Here is a 19,338-nt window from a genome sequence, read left to right as displayed (position 1 = left end):
TTCCCTCCTTTACAAGTACATATTATCGTTAAATTTTAAAATTCACTTGATATTTTTTAAACGGAATTTATCGGAACGCGTCTTCCATAATTACTATAGTTACAATTATGCTTGGTTTAACACTAAAATATGATTCTCTACAGCATAGACATCAAGTGCAGCTTGTAATGCTTGTCCACGATTTACATTTACTCCGTGACGAATCAACACTGCTTCTAATCCACCAAGAACTGACAATACATTTTCCTTTCGGCAGCTATACCCCATTGTTCCAATTCTCCAGATTTTTCCGTGGAGTGGTCCAAAGGAGGATGCTATTTCTATACTAAAGGCATCAAGCAGCATTTTTCGAACGGATTCACCGTCCACCCCGTTTGGAATTTCTACACAGGTGACGCATGTCAGTTTATGTTCTGGATCGCCAAATAGGTTCAATCCCATCGCCTCAAGCCCTGCGACTAAAGCGGTTTCGTGATACTTGTGGCGTTCAAATCGCTGCTCAAGCCCTTCTTCTAACACTAAACGCAGCCCCTCGTATAGAGCATAAATCATCGAAGTGGCCTCAGTATGATGGTTGAGTCTTCTTGGGCCCCAATAATCCTGGAGCATGCTTAAATCAAAATAGTTGCTCGCTATCGGATAACTGCTTCGCGAATAGCGAAAATCCTCCTCTGTCGCGATCCCGCGTTCGACCTTTTTACGGGCCGCAAGAATAGTTTCAATTCGTTCATTAAAGGTAATTGGTGCCATCCCAGATGGAACGGATAAGCATTTTTGCGTACCGCCAATTAAACCGTCAATACACCATTCATCGGTTTTGACATCAACACCACCGATGGAAGCGACCGCATCCACAACGAGTAACACGTCCTGTTCACGGCATGCTTGCCCAATCTCTTTCAGGGGCTGCATTCGACCAGTTGATGTCTCGCCATGAACAATCGCTAGTATTTTCGGCGCAACCCGCTCCATTTCATCAATGACTGTTTGCGGATCAAATACTTCTCCCCACGGACATTCCATTGTATACACTTCTGCACCATATCTTTCACAAATCTCCACTAATAAATGTCCGAATCTCCCAAAAATCGGTACAAGCACCCGGTCTCCTGGTTCGATGATGCTGCAAAGGATTGCTTCATTTCCGGAACGGGACGTGCCATCGATGGGAAAAGCCCAGCGATTCTTCGTTTGGAAAACTTGGCGAAGCATTTCCATAACTTGGTTCATAATGTCAGTAAAAGCTGGATCGAATTGCCCTAAAATAGGTGTGCTCATCGCACGCAATACTCGAGGGTCAACTTCCACGGGCCCTGGGGTCATTATCGTTCTCATTGGTGTGTGCAACTCAGAAAAAGCCATCTCTATCCACTCCCTAATATGCTAGTTTATATAAAACTTCAGTTAATAGATCAATTCCTGTTTCTAAATCTTCCAAACTCGTAAATTCTTTTGGTGAATGGCTGATTCCCTTTTGACTGGGGACAAATAGTAAAGATGTGGCGCATTTCGTACCGAATACTTGTGCATCATGACCTGCACCCGAGATCATGTCTTGATAACGGTAGTTCTTCCGCTCTGCGATTTCGCGAGTCCACTCACACATCTCTCCGTCCATCTTAACTGGCTGTACATCCATCCATTGGGAAATCGTCACTTCGATTTGTAAGCTTTCAGCAGATCGTTTAAATTCCGTGAAGATCTCATTGCAATATTGATCAATCACCTCTTCCTGATGATGGCGAATATCCAGGCTAAACTCTACCTCACCAGCGACCACATTCGGCACATTCGGTTTTACCTGTAATCTTCCCACCGTTGCCACTAATTGCGGGTCGATCGCTTTCGCTTTTTCCGTTAAAAAAGAAATAAACTGGGAAGCGGTAGTAACCGCATCCTTCCGATAGGACATCGGGGTCGTCCCTGCGTGGTTACTTTCTCCCTTTATCTGAATGGTATAACGGCGTTGTCCAACAATATGAGTGACGATTCCCACTTGTTTCTGATTTTTCTCAAGGACCATCCCTTGTTCAATATGAACCTCAACAAACCGTTCCACATCATCACGAACGGGAGATGAATACTTTTCAGGATCAAATCCTGCCTTTTTCATCGCTTCTAAAAATGGAATTCCTGCGGAGTCTTTCACCTCTTTTACCCGGTCAAGGGTGTACGTACCACAGATATTTCTTGATCCCCAAAAGGTAAGGGGAAAACGACTCCCTTCTTCTTCACATAAAGAAACCACTTCGATTGTTTTCTTTGGATATCCATATTTATTCAAAAGCCTCATTACCGCAATGAAACTGGCAAGAATTCCATAAGCACCATCGAATTTCCCGCCATCGATGACCGTATCAACATGAGAGCCGGTTAAGATTGTCTTCCCATGCAAATCAGTCCCTGGTAATCGTCCAAATAAATTCCCGACACTGTCAAAGTACGTATGCAGTTTCGATTGTTCCATTATATTTTTTAATGCCAGCTGCGCCTCTAGCCAGGATGGAGAATACAAAAGTCTTGTTACTCCCCCATTTTCTGTTTCTCCAATCGAAGCAAGCCATTCAATCATGGCTCCAACCTGACCTTTTTCCAAGTTGTCTACTTGAATGTCCATTCACTTCACCCCACACCATAAATACTTATATTCCTAGTTTACAATCATTAAAAATGAACATCATTAGAGGAAACGTAAAAATTATTGTATTTTTTTATACAAATTAACTAAACCATGCTAAAATAAATTAAATATTTTCAGTGTTTTGATTTTTTCATAAGGAGTGTTTTCCATGAAAGTACATGAAGTCTTAATAATCCCATATTTATCAGGAATGACGGTTATCGCCGGAGAATCTGGAACTACTCGTGAAGTGAAATCGGTCAATATGATGGATGCACCCGATATTATTCCATTCTTACATGAGAATGAATTTCTTATCACAACTGCTTATCATTTCAAAGATCAGCCCTCTAAGCTAACCGAGCTGGTTCAAGCGATGGCCGATCAAGGGTGTGCTGGACTAGGAATCAAGACAAAACGCTTTCTAGATAAAGTACCATTAGAAGCTATAAATCTGGCAAACGAGCTGGCCTTCCCCATTATTGAACTCCCATTAGAATTATCACTTGGGGAAATTGTCAATCATACATTACGGGCAATGCTTGATCAACGGGCTGCTGAATTGACGCTTGCATTAGAGATCCACAAGCAATTTACCAAGATCATTATGGAAGGAAAAGGGATTGAATTCTTACTGCAAGATTTATCTCAAGTGATCGAGCGTCCTGTTATATTATTGGATCAATATGTTAAGCCGATTTATCAACCTATGACCAACCTAGACTTTCCCTTCATTCTGGATGGTCTCAAGATTCCTTATTCGATGACTTCACCCATTTCCATGTCAGTCCGAGCCACTAAACAGACCTGTACTTTATTCCCTGTACACATGAGTGAAAAGAAACAAGGATTTCTTATGATTATAGGGGAGATTGAGAAAACCAATCATCTGATTTCATTAACGATCGAACAAGCTACCAATGTAATCTCGTTTGCACTTATGAAGGAACATGCACTACGACAGAAAGAACAAAGTATACGAAATGATTTCTTTCTTCATTTTTCAGATGGTACGTTTTCTTCTCAAGAGGAAATCATCGGTCGAGCAGCGGAGTTTTCATTACCCAATGACCAGAAGTATATTTGTGCAGTGGGTCAAATCGACAGGGACGAACATCACCCTACCTATACTGAGCGCCTTGAAAAAGCAGATGATATTTATGATTTTATCGAAGGGGAAGTCTCTGTTATCACTCCCTACATCCACTTTTTCACAAAAGGTGAAACTTGTATTCTTTTATTTGAAATTCAAGAAACCATCTCAACGTCAAGCAGTTACTGTGAATCTACTTTGCTTTCCCTTCAGGAAAAAGTATCTACTTACTTCCGGAATACGATATCCTTCGGGGTGAGTAATTTAAGTCATTCGTTTCTTGATGTAAAAAATGCTTACAAAGATGCGGTAGACGCCTTATCACAGGGGCAGCTTTCAAGGAAAACGGCCTATATCCAAACCTATCATACCAAGGATGTCATGGAATTATTGCGAATGGTCCCCAGAGATGAGTTAAAGAATTTCTATACATTTGCCCTAAGTCGATTGGCAAACACAAAAGTGGAAGATGAACAAACACTGCTAGATACGTTGTCTGTCTATTTAGAAGCACACTGCCAAATTTCCGAAACGGCCAAACGGTTGTTTGTTCATCGTAACACGGTCATCTATCGAATTGAAAAGTGTGAAGAGATCCTTGGAAAAAGCTTAAAGGATTCAGAAACAACGATGCAAATTAGACTTGCCTTACGGATCAAATCCTTGTTTGAAGCTTATTTCGACTAACCTTTTTACCATAAGAAAAAGAGTCTCTTACCATTACAGAAAATATCGAAAAAAAAGCCATGCCCTCTACTATTCTTTAGTAGTTGGGAATGACTTGAGTTTTTCCTTTTGTTATCTATTTACTAAATTTGGCAAAAGAAAAGCTTAGATAACACGAGCTGTGACAATACCTTCAATTTGATTGATTTTTTCTAACAAACCAGGAATGACATCGCCATTTACTTTATTATCAATATCGATCATCGTATAAGCATAATCTCCGCGGCTTCTATTAATCATGTCAGCGATGTTTAGATTATAACTTGAGATTGCTAGTGTCAACTGGCCTACCATGTTTGGAACGTTTTTGTGGAATGCTGCCACACGGCGCTTTCCTGTATAATCAAGTGATGCGTTTGGAAAATTCACAGAGTTTTTGATATTTCCTGTTTCTAGAAAATCCTTCACTTGACGTGCTGCCATGACGGCACAGTTTTCTTCTGATTCTTGGGTAGAAGCACCAAGATGTGGAATCGGAATAACATTTTTCATTCCCAATACATTTTCATTCGGGAAATCTGTAATAAACTTACCAACCTGACCGCTTTCTAAGGCAGCAGCCATATCCTTTTCATTCACTAGCTCTCCACGGGAGAAATTTAAAATATGAACGCCAGGCTTCATGATGCTGAAAGTTGCTTCGTTAAACATCCCTCTTGTATCATCAGTAAATGGAACGTGCACAGTGATATAATCAGAATTAGCAAAGAGTTGTTCAATGGTCATTGCACGCTGAACATTACGGGACAAATTCCAAGCTGTATCAACAGAGATAAACGGGTCAAAGCCAATGACATCCATGTCTAAATCAAGAGCATCATTTGCAACCAGTGCACCGATCGCACCTAATCCAATCACACCTAGTGTTTTTCCTTTAATTTCTTTTCCAACAAATTGCTTCTTACCAGCTTCGACAAGTTTCGGAATTTGTTCGCCTTCCCCAGCTAAATTCTTTGTCCACTCGATACCGTCAAACAGGTTACGTGATGAAGCCATTAATGAAGTAAGAACGATTTCTTTTACCGCATTCGCATTTGCACCAGGAGTATTAAACACAACAATCCCTTGCTCTGTACATTTATCGACTGGAATATTATTGACTCCCGCTCCGGCACGTGCAATTGCCTTTAATTCATTGCCCAATTCAAGGGCATGCATATTAAAACTGCGAACCACAATAGCATCCGGATTAACACTGTCATTATCAATCGTGAAGGTATCCTGATTGAAGACCTTTAGCCCGCTCTCAGCAATATTATTTAACGTTTTAATTGTTTGCTTTTTGTCTAGGATAGTTGTGCTCATTTTGTATTCTCCTCTACTCTTCTGTTATAGTTTTCAATATCTCTTTTTCTATAAGGATCTGTTTCTATTAGAATGAAGAAATTTAACAGTCTTTCTAGCCGGTCCTATCCCCCCCTAATATACAGAAAGAGGCAAGGATTTGTTTCCTTACCTCTGCCCAGGCGAACGGCTACGACTTATATGTGCTCCCTCACGGTAATCCGTGTTTCGCCAGTTACACATCGTCTTTTTTTATTTCTCTAAAAATAACAAATTTTTAGAGAATATTCAAGCATATTGAACTTTTAAAAGATTAATTTTTTTTTATAAAACTTATTGACTTCACAATTTTGTTATTTTGATTTCCTATTGATCTTCTCAATAATTCCCTTTAAATCCTCAAGAAAGGCTGCTATCCCCTCATCTTTAGTTGCCCAAGATGTCACAAGGCGAATGGCCGCGTGTTCCTCATCCACCTTTTCCCAGAAATGAAACCCATAGTTTTTCTCTAATTCTGTAATAAACTCATTAGGTAATATCGGAAAGATTTGATTCGATGGAGAATGGGTTAGAAATGGAATATTTGCTTTACTGATTCCTTCTCTAAGTGTTGCTGCCATCTTATTTGCATGAGTGGCTAATTCAAAGAACAAATTGTCCCGGAACAGTTCAAGAAATTGAATGCCCAATAGTCTACCTTTTGCTAGCAGCGCCCCTTTCTGCTTCATGTGGTACCGAAAATCTTCCTTTAATGACTCACGGCAGATGACTAGAGCCTCACCAAGAAGTGCCCCGTTCTTTGTTCCTCCGATATAGAATGCATCGACCAGTCTAGGGAGATCGCTTAACTGGAGATCATTCTCTTCCGAGCAGAGAGCAGAGCCAAGTCGTGCCCCATCCATATACAATATAAGATGGTTCTTTTTGCAAAAATCACTTAACTGCTCCAGTTCATTTCGGGTATATATGGAACCTATTTCAGTTGAATTTGATATGTATACTAATTTTGGCTTGACCATATGCTCATCAGGATGACCATCAAGTACCACTTGTACATCTGATGGAGTTAATTTACCGTTTTCCGCTTCAATCGAGAGGATTTTATGGCCCGTCGCTTCGATTGCCCCTGTTTCATGGCCAAGAATATGGCCGGTACTAGCTGCCATGGCCGCTTCATGCGGTCTTAAGAAAGCTGAAATCGCAATCAAGTTGGTTTGTGTGCCGCCTGATAAGAGATGAACATCAACGTCCGGCTCTCCCATTCTCTCTTTTAGCAGTTCAACCGCTTGTCGAGAAAATTGATCTTCTCCATATCCATCATCTTGAACGAGGTTGGATTCTATTAATGCATTTAAAATTCTAGGATGTGCGCCTTCGCTATAATCGTTCTTAAAGCTATACATGATTGTGCCTCCATATAATAATTGAATTTTTCTCTTCCTTTCCATCGTAGCATAATATGAAAAAAGCTAAAAACAAGAGGAATATTGGCGTCAAATAAAAAATTAAAATATAACGATTCTGTATCTAGTGAAACTTCTTGATAGAATGAAACGTATACGATATTTGAGGTGAAATATATGTACATACAAATAGAGGAACCCACAGAAACTATTTCGGCTGATGCGGTAAAAATGTGGAGAATATCAAATTCTGTTGGGCATGGAATCGTCTTTCTTATTATTGGGGTTTTAATTGTTTGCACGGAGATATTGAACTGGTATGGATGGATTGGTGTCGTTCTTTATATAATTGGTGGAATAACCATCTTATCCGCGATCTATTCCATACTGATTGAACCAGTCTTTCTGCAGAAGACGTGGCGGTATAAAATTGACCCCCAATTTATTCAATTGAAACATGGGAAATGGCAAACACAACACACGTTAATCCCGATGGAAAAAGTTGAATACGTTCGCACTGAACAAGGACCCATCATGCGGCATTATCAACTATACAAAATAGAAATTGGCACCACTACTTCTAGTCATGTCATACCTGCCATTGCTTCGGAACAAGCAAAAAGACTACAAGCAGAAATTGCTGTTTATGCAAAAATCCAGGATTCACAGGTAGGAGGAGGAGAAAGAGCATGAACCAAACGGCAAAAAGGTATCACCCCGCCATTATCGTTGTTGAAACGGTAAAGTTAGTCAAAAGTTCGATTTGGTTCTTTCTCTTTTTATTTGTGCTTAAAGCTTCCTCCACTTCAAATTGGGTCATTTGGGGCCGGATTCCCTCTGAAAGTCCTCTGGCTTAAACTCCTTCATCCCTATTATTTAACGATTCTGGCGATTATTGGGTTATGGATTTTTAAACCGGAGTGGCTATGGATCGCTGCTATTGTCTTTGTCATTTCCGTTTTACTTCGGATCCTAGACTACTGGTTTACTAGTTATCTGCGTGAAGGAAATACCATCCAAGTCAGAAAAGGCGGTTTAACAAATGAAACCTTTGTTACCCATCGTGAACGGATTCAACAGATTACGGTAAAACATACATGGCTGCAGCGTCGCTTTGGTGTAGCAACCCTCCAATTCACCAATAAGGCTAAACCAACACATGATACTGAACTATATGGAGTTTCGAAGGAAGAAGCAGGAACTTTTTATACCTGGTATAAGAAAAAATCCGCCTCATAACAATAAATTAAGTATAATTGGTACTATCAGATACTAAAAGTAACAGGGGGATTATTATGTCATTAGCAAATATAAATTTATACACTTGGAAGCCATTTTCAACATCGCCACCACCGCCATTTACTCTATCTGTCCGATCAGCACTGAATAAGCTTATATTAAAAACAGATTAAGAATCTGCGAAATATAAGCTGTTTCGCAGATTCGAAGGAGTAGACGATGAGATCTAACATACAGTTTATATTATCAATGATTATTTTCGGTACCATTGGTTTAGTGGTAAGGTGCATTGATTTATCTTCGAGTGAAACAGCTTTACTAAGTAGTTCAATTGGATGCTTATTTTTAACGTTTGTATTTTTTGTGATGAAAAAATCCATTCCGTGGAAATTAGTGAAAGCTAATGCTTCCGTCTTATTTCTTTCTAGTATTGCATTAGGAGGGAATTGGATTTTCCTGTATCAATCTTACGACTATACAACAGTTACTAACGCAACATTAGCATATTACTTCGCACCAGTGTTTGTCATGATCCTATCACCAATCATCCTCAAAGAACAATTACCTAGAAAAAAAATTGTTTGTATTGGTGCAGCAATATTGGGGATGTTATTGATTGTTGGAAATGGCATAAGTGCATCTGGAAAAGGTGATCTACTTGGGATCTTTTTTGGGTTAGTAGCAGCTGCATTTTACGCTGTATTAATGTTAGTGAATAAATTTATTCAAAACATATCCAAGTTAGAGATTACAATCATCCAACTTGGAACAACTGCTTTGCTTCTCTTGCCATATGTGCTTTTTACAGAAGGATTCGGTATCTTGGAAGTATCAAGATCATCCATTCCCTTTATCTTGCTGTTAGGGATAATTAACACGGGTATTGGATTTTGGTTATTTTTCTCGGGTATGGAAAAGTTAAAGGGACAGAGTATTGCGATGCTAAGTTATGTAGACCCATTTGTAGCTATACTCATTTCAGGGGTAATCTTACAAGAACAATTGACTGTTATTCAAATGTTCGGCGGGGCATTGCTTTTAGGCTCCACATTTGTTAGCGAAAATAACGGTTACCTTTTTTTAAAGCATGCTGGAAGTCGATCAAGCCGTATATGACAGGAAAAAGAAAGAGTCTGATGGAATTACAATAAAGGATGGCCCGAAATCATTTGGTTTCGGGCTTTTTCTTGGTATATTTTGATTTTGAATTACTTACACTCGACTAATTGGTAGCTAATTTTTCTCTTTCTGGTGCATGTGGTACTTGTTCCATCCACCCCTTCTCAATATAGATTTTTGCTGCACTTTCAACAAAAGAAGCAATTTTCGTAAACGATTTAGTATAAACGAGCCCAACATCGTGTCTACCATTTACAGCTATCGAATTTCCAAATCCCCTTATTTTCATTGAAAACATATCCATTTTATGAAATAGCATTATCTTATCAGAAAAGGGAGAAAAAGTAGATGTTGTCACTAAATCATCAAGAAAAGATGGTGCAGGCAAATTTTCATCATGTAGTTTTTGCATATAGTTTTGAATATTTGTTGTTGTAAGATCTCTTCCTTTTTCAAATAATATAGGTTTTATATGTGTTTAATTTAATCGGCTTAATTGTTTTCATGAAGACTCCCTTAACCTACTTTTCCTACTAGTTTTTCCTTTATTCTCAGTCATATTCTAAGATAATATTTTATATCCCTACAACAGCACAAAAAGAACCAACTGCCAAAACGGCGGCTGGTTCTTTAATTCTTACATCCGTCACTTAAAGTCATTTCCTAGTAATCAATTCTAACTGTGTTTATTCCCTGCTATTGAAAATAATCATACGTATTTTTTGCTAACAATAAAAAGGTAACGACGATAAAAAGGGCACGGACATAGCCGCTGCCGCGTTTGATTGCAAATTTCGAACCTACAATAGCTCCAGCTACTTGTGCCAGACCCATTGGTATCCCGTAGGCATAATTAACTTGTCCTAAATAAATGAACATCAACAATGCAGAAATATTACTTCCAAAGTTTAAAAACTTGGCATTTCCAGCCGCCTTTAAAAAATTAAAGCCCATCATTAAAAAGGCAAAGATTAAAAATGAACCTGTTCCAGGACCAATAAAGCCATCATAGAATCCGATGGCAAAGATGGCCAACATAAACATGGTTTGATGGTGGATGGCGAATTTTTTGTCCGTCGAAATACTGCCCCAATCCTTTTTAAAAATCGTATAAATTGCTACCACTGCGAGCATGATTAGCATCAATGGCTTTAACAACTCGGGATTCATTAAATGAACCGTCCACGCACCAATCATCGAACCAATAAATGTTAGTGGAAACAATTTATAGACCGATTTTAAATTAAGCTCTCCTGACCGATAAAACATCACTGTGCTTGTTAAGGAACCAATTGTTCCAGCAAGTTTATTGGTTGCCACGGCTGCCGCTGGCGTCAAACCGGTAAATAACAAGGCCGGCAAGGCAATCAGCCCCCCGCCGCCAACCACAGAGTCAATAAATGCAGCTAAAAAGCCAAAAACAACTAAAATAAATAATAACGATGGATCTAAATCAAATAACATATAATCAGCCTTTCTTGTTGTCACAACTAACTAATTTTCCTTTTCGAAACCCAAGTGGATAAACTTCATCAGTTTAAATAAATCAATCAACCTTACCATTACACGCGTTCCACTTTCCCACTCTTTCCTTGCAGGGATTCCTTTGAAGTACGATACAGAGGAAAGTAACTTTATGTTTGGCGACCAGCCTTCAAGCGCCTTAGGATTATTTACATAAAAATACATCTTCGCACCTTTATTCCCTGTTTTTTCCACAGTTCGATTAGAGATATTTAGCATCATTTTTGACTCTGCATCAAAGTACATCTCGCCGCCTGGAAAAAAAAAGCGACATTTTCTGAAAGATTTCTTTTAATTGACTTTCCTGAAAATAATAGAAAACCCCTGCAGATATAAAAAGTATACCGTCTTCCTTATTAAAGATTACATCATCAAACCATGACACATCAAAAAATGATTTGGCGATACTGATGTTCCGAGGTGTATCCGGGATAAGAGATTGGCGGAAAGCGATGGCATCAGGTAAGTCAAGGTTGTACCAGTTTATTGTCCCATTATCTACTCTTGAAAAGGTTGTATCAAGTCCAGAACCAATGTTAACAATGGTCGCCCGAGGGTGCTTATTGATAAATTTGCGTATGGTATCTTCCATTTTCCGTGCACGAACGAGATAGCTAATCCCGCCGTATTCACCAAAAGTTTTGGCGATTTCGGTAAAATCAAAGTGGCAGCCTGCAATGATCTCTATTGCTTCTTTGTCATATAAAATTTCTGGATTCTTCTCACTTGCTGTTGCGCGTCCCCAAAGGGGTATTAGCATCGTGCACTGAACGGATTGTAAATCTAATTTCATACTATCTTTCCTCCATTATTTTAAGCAGGTAATTAACTTTATGCAAAGCATATTGAAGATCCAGCTGCTCTTCACTCGTTAGCTTCGACAAATCATTCATAAAATTTTGGTGAATTTTCGTCCATTTTTCTTGCTGTGAGGCTTTTCCTTTTTCCGTTAGCTCGATAACAAACGACCTTTTATCATCTTTATTTTGACTTTTCGTAATAAATCCTTGCTCAAATAAACGCTTAACTAAGTCGGTCATTTGCTGTTTAGGTATATTCAGTCCATCGCTTATTTGTTTGATTGTCAGGGCACGTTGATTCATAAATACGAATTCTAGGATTTGGTTCTGTAAATGCGACAGGTTACTAGTTTTTTGATTTATACGCTGAAAACTGTTAAATACATTCGGAATTAACTCGATATATTCTTTACTAATTTCAGACATGATCATTGATCAACTCCTATTATAGTAATAAATTATATACCAAATTGATAAAAAAACAAATATTTTTTTGTAATTAGTACATTAATATTTACTAACATCCCGTCTTTTTTGTCCAATTCAAAAACTCCCTTCTTAATTCAGAAGAGAGTCGTAAATGGTGTTTTTTTGTCTTAAATGTCAGCGTCTAAACTTCCGAACGAACCAAAGAATTCATAATGAATTTGTTCATCCGGTATCCCCCATTGTTTTAATGATTTATTGACCACTTTCATGAAAGGCTCTGGTCCACAAAAATAAAAATCGGCATCCTTGGAAGGCACCACTTGTTGAATCCAATCAAGAGTTATATACCCTTCCTTATCAAATCTTTTCATTTCCCGATCTTCTTCTGATGGCTTTTCATAAATAACAAATGATTTAACGTTCTTATGCTCTGCTGCCAAATCGTTTACATGTGTTTTAAATGCATGAAAATGACTATTTATCGCGGCATGGATAAAATAAATATCACGATCTGGTTTTTCTTTCACTGTTGTATTTAACATACACATCATTGGGGTAAGTCCGACCCCTCCACTAATTAATATTAATGGACGTTTTGATTCTATATCTAAATAAAAGTCACCTGCAGGCGCAGTAATCGGGATAATATCCCCCTCTTTGACATGATCATGAAGATAGGATGATACCACTCCGGCCGGTATGTCCCCTTTCGAATCCTCCCGCTTTACACTGATACGATAATAGTCTAAACCGGGACTATCAGACAAACTATACTGCCTAAGATGGGTATATTTTTCATCTGGACTCTCCATTTTCACCGTTATGTATTGCCCTGGGATAAAGGTAGAAATTTGTTTTCCATCCTTTGGCTTTAAATAAAAGGACGTAATCACATCGCTCTCCTTCACTTTTTTCTCTACCGTGAAATCCCTGAATCCTGCCCAACCTCCCGGCCTCGACTCTGTGGTTTGATACATTTTATTTTCCATTCGGATAAACACATCGGAGATGACACCATAGGCATCTGCCCATGCGTCCATGATTTCATTGGTAGCTGCATCGCCCAATACTTCCTTAATAGCTCCCAGAAGATTTTCCCCCACGATGGGGTAATGCTCAGGCTTTATTTGTAAGCTCCGGTGTTTCTCCCCAATACGCTCTAGAACTGGCATGATCTGACTAAAATCTTCAATATTTGCGGCAGCTCCATAAACGGCATCTGCCAATGCTTTCGGCTGATGCCCCGTAATCTGGTGTGTTTGATTAAAAATGTTTAGAAGTTCCGGATGCTCTTTAAACATTCGCTTGTAAAATTGCTTGGTAATAGCCTCACCATGCTCTTTAACTACAGGTAAAGTTGCCTTAATAACCTCAAGTTTTTTCGGATCAAGTGCTTTTACTACCTTTAGCACTTCTTGCCAAGAATTCTTTTCTTCCATTTTTGTTACAGACATTTTTTTGGACTCCTTTCTTCTTTCAATAATAAGGTTGTCCAAGTACCCATTCACTATGAAGGTAATTTCTGTAACGGGATGATTATTATTGTTATTGGAATAAAGTTTGTTTGAACTGTATCAGCAGTGGTACAAAAAACCGCCCTCACTTTATTGTGAGGACGGCATATAAGAGTATCAATGGTTTACACCATTATTTTACATATATCATTTGTAAATTCTACTGGGTCACTGATTGGTAGTCCTTCGATCAATAGGGCTTGATTGTATAATAACTTGGTGTACAAGTCCAATTTACCTTTATCATTTTCGAAAGCCTCTTTTAAGGATTGGAAGACTTCATGGTTTTTATTGATTTCTAATACTTTGTCGGCTTTGATATTTTGATTATCAGGCATAGCTGCAAGAATTTTTTCCATTTCAATTGAAATGTCTCCTTCTGTTGCCAGGCAGACTGGGTGGGACTTCAGTCTTTTGGAGATTCTTACATCCTTCACTTTATCCGCTAAAATGTTTTTCATATAATCAAAGAGTTCTTTGCTTTCTTGCTCTTTGGATTCGGAATCATCTTTGGTATCTTCCCCTTCGATTCCTAGGTCACCACTAGAGATTGATTTGAATTCTTTCTCTTTGTAGTTCATTAACATTTTGATGGCAAATTCATCGATATCCTCAGTAAAGTAAAGGATTTCGTAGCCCTTTTCTGACACGAATTCAGCCTGTGGTAATTTCTCAATTCGATCAATTGATTCACCGGAAGCATAATAAATGTACTTTTGATCTTCAGGCATTCTTGACACATATTCATCCAGCGTAACGAGTTTCTTCTCTTTAGATGAGTAGAACATGATCAAGTCTTGTAATAATTCTTTATTGGCACCAAAGTCGCTATAGACTCCATACTTTAATTGACGACCGAACGATTGATAAAATTCTTCGTATTTTTCTCTTTCTTTTCTTTGCAGGCTTAGTAATTCGCTCTTGATATTCTTATTAATATTTTTCGCAATCAGCTTCAACTGGCGGTCATGCTGGAGCATTTCCCTTGAAATGTTAAGCGATAAATCCTCGGAGTCCACCATCCCTTTAACAAAACTAAAATGGTCAGGCAGCAGGTCTGCGCATTTATCCATGATCAGAACGCCATTTGAATAGAGTTCTAGGCCCTTTTCAAACTCTTTCGAATAGAAGTCGAAAGGCGTTTTTTCAGGGATGTAAAGAATAGCATTGTACCGGATGGACCCTTCTACGCTGATATGGATATGTTTGATCGGTTTATCAAAACCATAGCGTTTTTCCGCATAGAAGTTCTCGTAATCCTCATCAGTTAACTCACTTTTATTCTTTTTCCAAATTGGAACCATACTATTGATGATTTGTTCTTCATGATATTCCTCGTATTCGGACTCACTGCCATCCTTAAGTTTTCTGCTGGTAACATCCATTTTAATCGGATAACGAATGAAATCAGAGTATTTCTTAATGATTGATTTTAAGCGATATTCCTGTAGATACTCATCATAGTTTTCATCTTCGGTATTTTCTTTAATCTTTAAAATAATTTCTGTACCGACGGAATCTTTTTCAACCGATTCTATTGTATAGCCATCGGCACCTGTGGATTCCCATTTATAGGCCTCATCACTGCCTAATGCCTTACTAATAACGGTAACAACATCAGCTACCATGAATGCAGCATAAAATCCCACCCCGAATTGACCAATTATGTCATAGCCATCTTTAATTTCATTTTCCTTTTTAAAGGCTAGGGAGCCACTTTTGGCAATCGTTCCAAGGTTCGTTTCCAAGTCATCCTTTGACATTCCAATCCCAGTGTCTAAAATCTTCAATGTTCGGTTCTCTTGGTCCGGAATCAATTTAATGAAATAGTTGTCTTTGTCAAATCGTAAAGAATCGTCAGTTAAAGCTTTGTAATAGATTTTATCAATCGCATCACTTGCATTGGATAGTAACTCTCTTAAAAATACCTCTTTGTGTGTATAGATGGAGTTAATCATCATTTCTAGTAATCGTTTCGATTCTGCTTGAAATTGTTTCTTCGACATAGAAAAATCCCCTTTCCACTTTAAAATGCGATTATGTAATCTCTGATTTAGGCATAAATCAGAACTATTAGCACTCTAACTTACCGAGTGCTAATTCCATATATTTAATATCATATTTTTCGTTAATCTGTCAATATGTTGGGTTTTTTCAACCTTAAGAAAATAACAACAGCCGCATAAAAAAGAAGGGTTATTTTAGCTAAAGCTAAAATAACCCTCCATTCACATTGTTTTTGTGATTATTTATTTTGGTTTCTGATAGCTTCTCTATCTATCGATTGAGGCGGTTTTTCAAACCAACCATGATCAATCATTATTTTTGCCCCATCCTCCGCATAAGCTCCAACCTTCAAAAGGTATTTCTCATACAATAGGGCTAAATCCTTACGAAGTGAGGCGGCTATGGCAAGTCCGAAGTCCCCAATTCCAATCGCACTCTGCGTATTGGTATGAAATAGCATTAGTTTATCTGAAAAAGGAGCTTCCGTGCTTGCTGTAATCGTTGAATCCCATGTGGAAGGATAAGAATTGTCATCCTCTTTTAATTTTATCATAAAATCTTCCACCATTTTCTTACCTAAATCATACCCTTCTTTAAAATAGTCGCTAATTTTTTTCGACTGAGCTACTTGGCTAAATCCTAAAAGCATCGTTTTAGCTACGTTTGATACCTCAATGTTTACCCCGCAATGGGCAATTTCCATGGCAAGCAGTGGACGCCGGTGCCCGAGTAAACCTCCAAGAAAAGATTTATCCGTAATATATTCTACCTTATCTGGATAGGAAATATATGGAGACCGAATAAATACCCCTTTTTCCTGCATCATTTTTGTATTTCTGTCATAAAGGGTTTCCGTTTGGTCATAAAATCTTTTGAATAAGTAACGCACATCTTCTCTAGAGGAAATGGATTTAGCTAAGCTATATGTATTCAATCCCGTCCTTCCCATATGGTGCAAGTAACGCATATACGTTACATCAGAAAATAGTTTTTTTGCTTGTAAATTCACATCCTGTTTTCCAAATCCATTTGGTAGAGGAATACCTTCTTTTGTAAATAACTCTGATATTAGATGGAGATGGTCATGAGCAGATTCTAGAGCGAATTCAATAATAGGGTTAATATCCTGATCTTCGGTCGTTTGTAAAAAATGACTTAAAATACAAATCGCCATTGAATCACCAACATATGTACTCCATAACATTGAAATTTCAGCCGATGTTATCTTGGGGTTATGGTGCTCCATTGATTTTCAACTCCATCAAAGAATTCTACAGATTTAAAATACTGTTTTCTTTTAATGTTAACCTTTTCGGCATAAATATAATTGTAAATACAAATTTTATATTTTATTCTTTCACATAATTGACATATTTGTAACGATATTGACATATATTTTATCAATCGCATAGGAAGGAGGGTGAACCAATGGATAATCGAATTTTATTATTTTTTGTTTCGATTTTGTCTGGTTTTGCACTTATTAGAGTTCCTTTAGCCGATTCATTTCTTGAAAGCATTTCCCCGGTTACTGATATCATTGGCATACTGACCGTTCTAGTCTTCTCACTCGTCTTAATTTACAAGGGCGTAAAAGGTTTATTTAGTAAGTAAAGATATGATGGAAAGCACTCTAATGGGTGCTTTTCTTTTTTTGCCTTTCAATCCCTACTTTCGCCCTATATTCTAATCATTTCCTTCATCACCAAGGGACATTTAAAGGTATTATTTACTTGGCGCTGTAAAATGATTCTGGTTTGGTGCTGACTGTTTTCTTAGGTTGTTTACCGTGAATCATGATATTCTGTACTAAACATAAAAGGTGGAAAATCAAGGAGACGAATCATGAAGATCTATTCGAATTTGGATAATGTGACTAGTTACAAATCGTTTAAAGAGCTGCGGAAATGGCAAAGAGAACGGAAAAAGAAAGTGAAAGATTTAACAATTAACATTGAACAATATCCTTTAAAAATGGTACGTGAAATAAAGGAAAATAAAACTAGGACATCTTATACATGGGTGGGCCACTCCACTTTTTTGATCCAACTAAATGGAATCAATATTCTTACCGATCCTGTTTGGGCAAAAAGGATGGGGTTAGAAAAAAGATTAACCGAACCTGGCATCTCGTTAGCAGATCTCCCAGAAATTGATGTGGTCGTTATTTCTCATGGCCATTATGACCATTTGGATTTCCCTACCTTGAAAAAATTAAAAGGAAATCCCCAATACTTGGTCCCCGCTGGTCTTACGTCTCTTTTCAACAGAAAAGGCTATTCGGATGTGACGGAATTGAATTGGTGGGAAAATTTAGAATATGGCGGGATAACGTTCCATTTTGTTCCTGCGCAACATTGGACAAGAAGATCTCTTACTGATATGAATACCTCTCATTGGGGAGGCTGGATAGTTCAATCCCCCCAAGAAACGCTCTACTTTGTCGGGGATACAGGATATTTTAGTGGATTTAAACAAATAGGGGAGCGTTTTACTTCTATTGATACAGTGTTTATGCCTATAGGTGCTTTTGAGCCAGAATGGTTCATGGCCCCTGCACATATCTCACCAGAAGATAGTGTGAAGGCCTTCATTGAATTAAAAGCAAAATCCTTCGTTCCCATGCATTATGGTACGTATCGGCTAGCTGATGACACTGGACCAGAAGCCTTAGAGCGTCTGCACCGTGAATGGGAAAAACAGCAGCTTCCCCAGGAACAATTAAAAGTACTGCTACTTGGGGAAACAGTCATTTGATCTGTTTCCACTCAAAATTTCCCTGCATTTCCCCTCGAATACATTCACTTCAACAGGTCACGATAAGTTTGTAAGACTTTTTTAAGGGAGTGACTTTTGTGGTGAGAAAAAGCTGGATGACTTTTGTTTTAGCAACGACCCTATTGGGTTTAACAGGCTGTGCAAATGACAATGATAATGCGGCTAATAATAATACCAACGATTTAGGTGTCAATAATGTTAGAAACAATGCTATTAATGGTGTGAATGTAAGGAATGTTGCTAACCAAAATTTACGTGTTTCGGCCCGTGCGACTCGAAACGTGGAGAGCTTAAAGGAAGTTGATCAAGCAAATGTGATCATTCGCAACAATGATGCATATGTAGCTGTTCGATTAAAGGGGACTCAAAATGGGACTCGTGCACGTGGCGGCACAACGGGGACTGGTCCAAATATGAATGCCACTTATGGAAATGGCTATAATTCAGGTACGACAGGTACCAATGGCTCTGCCAATTTGCATGCTACAACAGGTAATATCAACAACGCTAATATTACTGGAACCACAGGAACAAGAACAAATGCACGCGGAATCAATACACTAGATCAAAAAATCATAAACCAAGTTCGTGCAGCTGACCGCAGTATCGACAATGTTTACATTTCTTACGATACCGATACTTTCGGTCAAATGACGAACTATTCGAATGATATTCGGACTGGAACAAACAGAAACGACCTTTGGGACGACTTTTCAAATTTCGTAAACAGGATGTTTAGATAATTTGATGTGATTGGTCATCATCACCTGGATGATGACCTTTTTCTTTGGTTTTCAAAAGA

17 protein-coding genes, 1 pseudogene and 1 riboswitch are annotated in these 19,338 nt (G+C 38.3%); of the genes and pseudogenes, 7 read left to right on the top strand and 11 right to left on the bottom strand.

Annotated elements, in window-relative coordinates:
• Window positions 1-105: 105 nt before the first annotated feature.
• On the bottom strand, window positions 106-1,362 hold the full coding sequence (locus COJ96_RS19355; RefSeq protein ID WP_098575429.1) for a pyridoxal-phosphate-dependent aminotransferase family protein: 1,257 nt from the start codon (window positions 1,360-1,362) through the stop codon (window positions 106-108).
• Between the two features lie 13 nt (window positions 1,363-1,375).
• Complete coding sequence (allC, locus tag COJ96_RS19350; protein WP_098575428.1) at window positions 1,376-2,617, bottom strand: allantoate deiminase; 1,242 nt, start codon at window positions 2,615-2,617, stop codon at window positions 1,376-1,378.
• Between the two features lie 172 nt (window positions 2,618-2,789).
• Between allC and COJ96_RS19345 the strand changes: the two genes are divergently transcribed.
• Window positions 2,790-4,400: a PucR family transcriptional regulator gene (locus COJ96_RS19345; protein WP_098575427.1), complete on the top strand. Its 1,611-nt coding sequence runs from the start codon at window positions 2,790-2,792 to the stop codon at window positions 4,398-4,400.
• Window positions 4,401-4,544: 144 nt separating this feature from the next.
• Here the strand turns inward: COJ96_RS19345 and COJ96_RS19340 are convergent, their stop codons facing one another.
• Window positions 4,545-5,744, bottom strand: coding sequence for a phosphoglycerate dehydrogenase (locus tag COJ96_RS19340; RefSeq protein ID WP_098575426.1), 1,200 nt, complete (start codon window positions 5,742-5,744; stop codon window positions 4,545-4,547).
• 148 nt (window positions 5,745-5,892) lie between these two features.
• A riboswitch (ZMP/ZTP riboswitch) is annotated at window positions 5,893-5,972 on the bottom strand.
• Window positions 5,973-6,076: 104 nt separating this feature from the next.
• Complete coding sequence (locus COJ96_RS19335) at window positions 6,077-7,126, bottom strand: threonine aldolase family protein (RefSeq protein ID WP_098575425.1); 1,050 nt, start codon at window positions 7,124-7,126, stop codon at window positions 6,077-6,079.
• A gap of 177 nt (window positions 7,127-7,303) precedes the next feature.
• On the opposite strand from COJ96_RS19335, the gene COJ96_RS19330 reads away from it, so the two are divergent.
• The 3 genes from COJ96_RS19330 to COJ96_RS19320 all read left to right on the top strand — a co-directional run bounded on the left by COJ96_RS19330 (window position 7,304) and on the right by COJ96_RS19320 (window position 9,481).
• The gene (locus COJ96_RS19330; protein ID WP_098575424.1) at window positions 7,304-7,819 is read left to right on the top strand and encodes a PH domain-containing protein; all 516 of its coding nucleotides are present in this window, start codon (window positions 7,304-7,306) and stop codon (window positions 7,817-7,819) included.
• Window positions 7,820-7,909: 90 nt separating this feature from the next.
• A complete protein-coding gene (locus COJ96_RS19325) occupies window positions 7,910-8,365 on the top strand; it encodes a PH domain-containing protein (protein ID WP_098575423.1) in 456 nt (151 codons plus the stop codon).
• 219 nt (window positions 8,366-8,584) lie between these two features.
• Window positions 8,585-9,481 carry a DMT family transporter gene (locus COJ96_RS19320; RefSeq protein WP_098575422.1) on the top strand — a complete coding sequence of 299 codons (897 nt, stop codon included), beginning with the start codon at window positions 8,585-8,587 and terminating at the stop codon, window positions 9,479-9,481.
• 106 nt (window positions 9,482-9,587) lie between these two features.
• Here the strand turns inward: COJ96_RS19320 and COJ96_RS19315 are convergent, their stop codons facing one another.
• The 7 genes and pseudogenes from COJ96_RS19315 to COJ96_RS19285 form a co-directional block, all read right to left on the bottom strand.
• Window positions 9,588-9,947: a DUF3231 family protein gene (locus COJ96_RS19315; RefSeq protein WP_306460606.1), complete on the bottom strand. Its 360-nt coding sequence runs from the start codon at window positions 9,945-9,947 to the stop codon at window positions 9,588-9,590.
• A gap of 233 nt (window positions 9,948-10,180) precedes the next feature.
• Window positions 10,181-10,948: a TSUP family transporter gene (locus COJ96_RS19310; protein WP_098575421.1), complete on the bottom strand. Its 768-nt coding sequence runs from the start codon at window positions 10,946-10,948 to the stop codon at window positions 10,181-10,183.
• A gap of 30 nt (window positions 10,949-10,978) precedes the next feature.
• Window positions 10,979-11,801, bottom strand: a pseudogene (locus COJ96_RS19305) (class I SAM-dependent methyltransferase).
• A 1-nt stretch (window position 11,802) separates the two neighbouring features.
• Window positions 11,803-12,240 (bottom strand): MarR family winged helix-turn-helix transcriptional regulator, encoded by a 438-nt coding sequence (locus tag COJ96_RS19300; RefSeq protein WP_218936517.1) that lies wholly within the window; start codon window positions 12,238-12,240, stop codon window positions 11,803-11,805.
• Between the two features lie 164 nt (window positions 12,241-12,404).
• The gene (gene hmpA, locus COJ96_RS19295) at window positions 12,405-13,676 is read right to left on the bottom strand and encodes an NO-inducible flavohemoprotein (RefSeq protein ID WP_098575511.1); all 1,272 of its coding nucleotides are present in this window, start codon (window positions 13,674-13,676) and stop codon (window positions 12,405-12,407) included.
• Window positions 13,677-13,876: 200 nt separating this feature from the next.
• Window positions 13,877-15,757, bottom strand: a complete 1,881-nt coding sequence (gene htpG / locus COJ96_RS19290) for a molecular chaperone HtpG (RefSeq protein WP_098575420.1) — start codon at window positions 15,755-15,757, stop codon at window positions 13,877-13,879.
• Window positions 15,758-15,996: 239 nt separating this feature from the next.
• Entirely contained in the window at window positions 15,997-17,004 is a 1,008-nt protein-coding gene (locus COJ96_RS19285) for a DUF3231 family protein (RefSeq protein WP_098575419.1), read from the bottom strand.
• A 182-nt stretch (window positions 17,005-17,186) separates the two neighbouring features.
• Here COJ96_RS19285 and COJ96_RS19280 point away from each other — a divergent pair, with 182 nt between their 5' ends.
• From COJ96_RS19280 to COJ96_RS19270, 3 genes are all read left to right on the top strand, one after another.
• Window positions 17,187-17,372, top strand: a complete 186-nt coding sequence (locus COJ96_RS19280; protein WP_098575418.1) for a hypothetical protein — start codon at window positions 17,187-17,189, stop codon at window positions 17,370-17,372.
• A gap of 231 nt (window positions 17,373-17,603) precedes the next feature.
• The gene (locus COJ96_RS19275; protein ID WP_098575417.1) at window positions 17,604-18,515 is read left to right on the top strand and encodes an MBL fold metallo-hydrolase; all 912 of its coding nucleotides are present in this window, start codon (window positions 17,604-17,606) and stop codon (window positions 18,513-18,515) included.
• Between the two features lie 98 nt (window positions 18,516-18,613).
• The gene (locus tag COJ96_RS19270; RefSeq protein ID WP_098575416.1) at window positions 18,614-19,279 is read left to right on the top strand and encodes a YhcN/YlaJ family sporulation lipoprotein; all 666 of its coding nucleotides are present in this window, start codon (window positions 18,614-18,616) and stop codon (window positions 19,277-19,279) included.
• Window positions 19,280-19,338 lie beyond the last annotated feature (59 nt).

The sequence above is a fragment of the Bacillus sp. AFS073361 genome (genome assembly GCF_002567005.1).
Taxonomy (GTDB): Bacteria; Bacillota; Bacilli; order Bacillales; family Cytobacillaceae; genus Neobacillus.
This window is presented reverse-complemented; position numbering and strand designations above follow the sequence as displayed.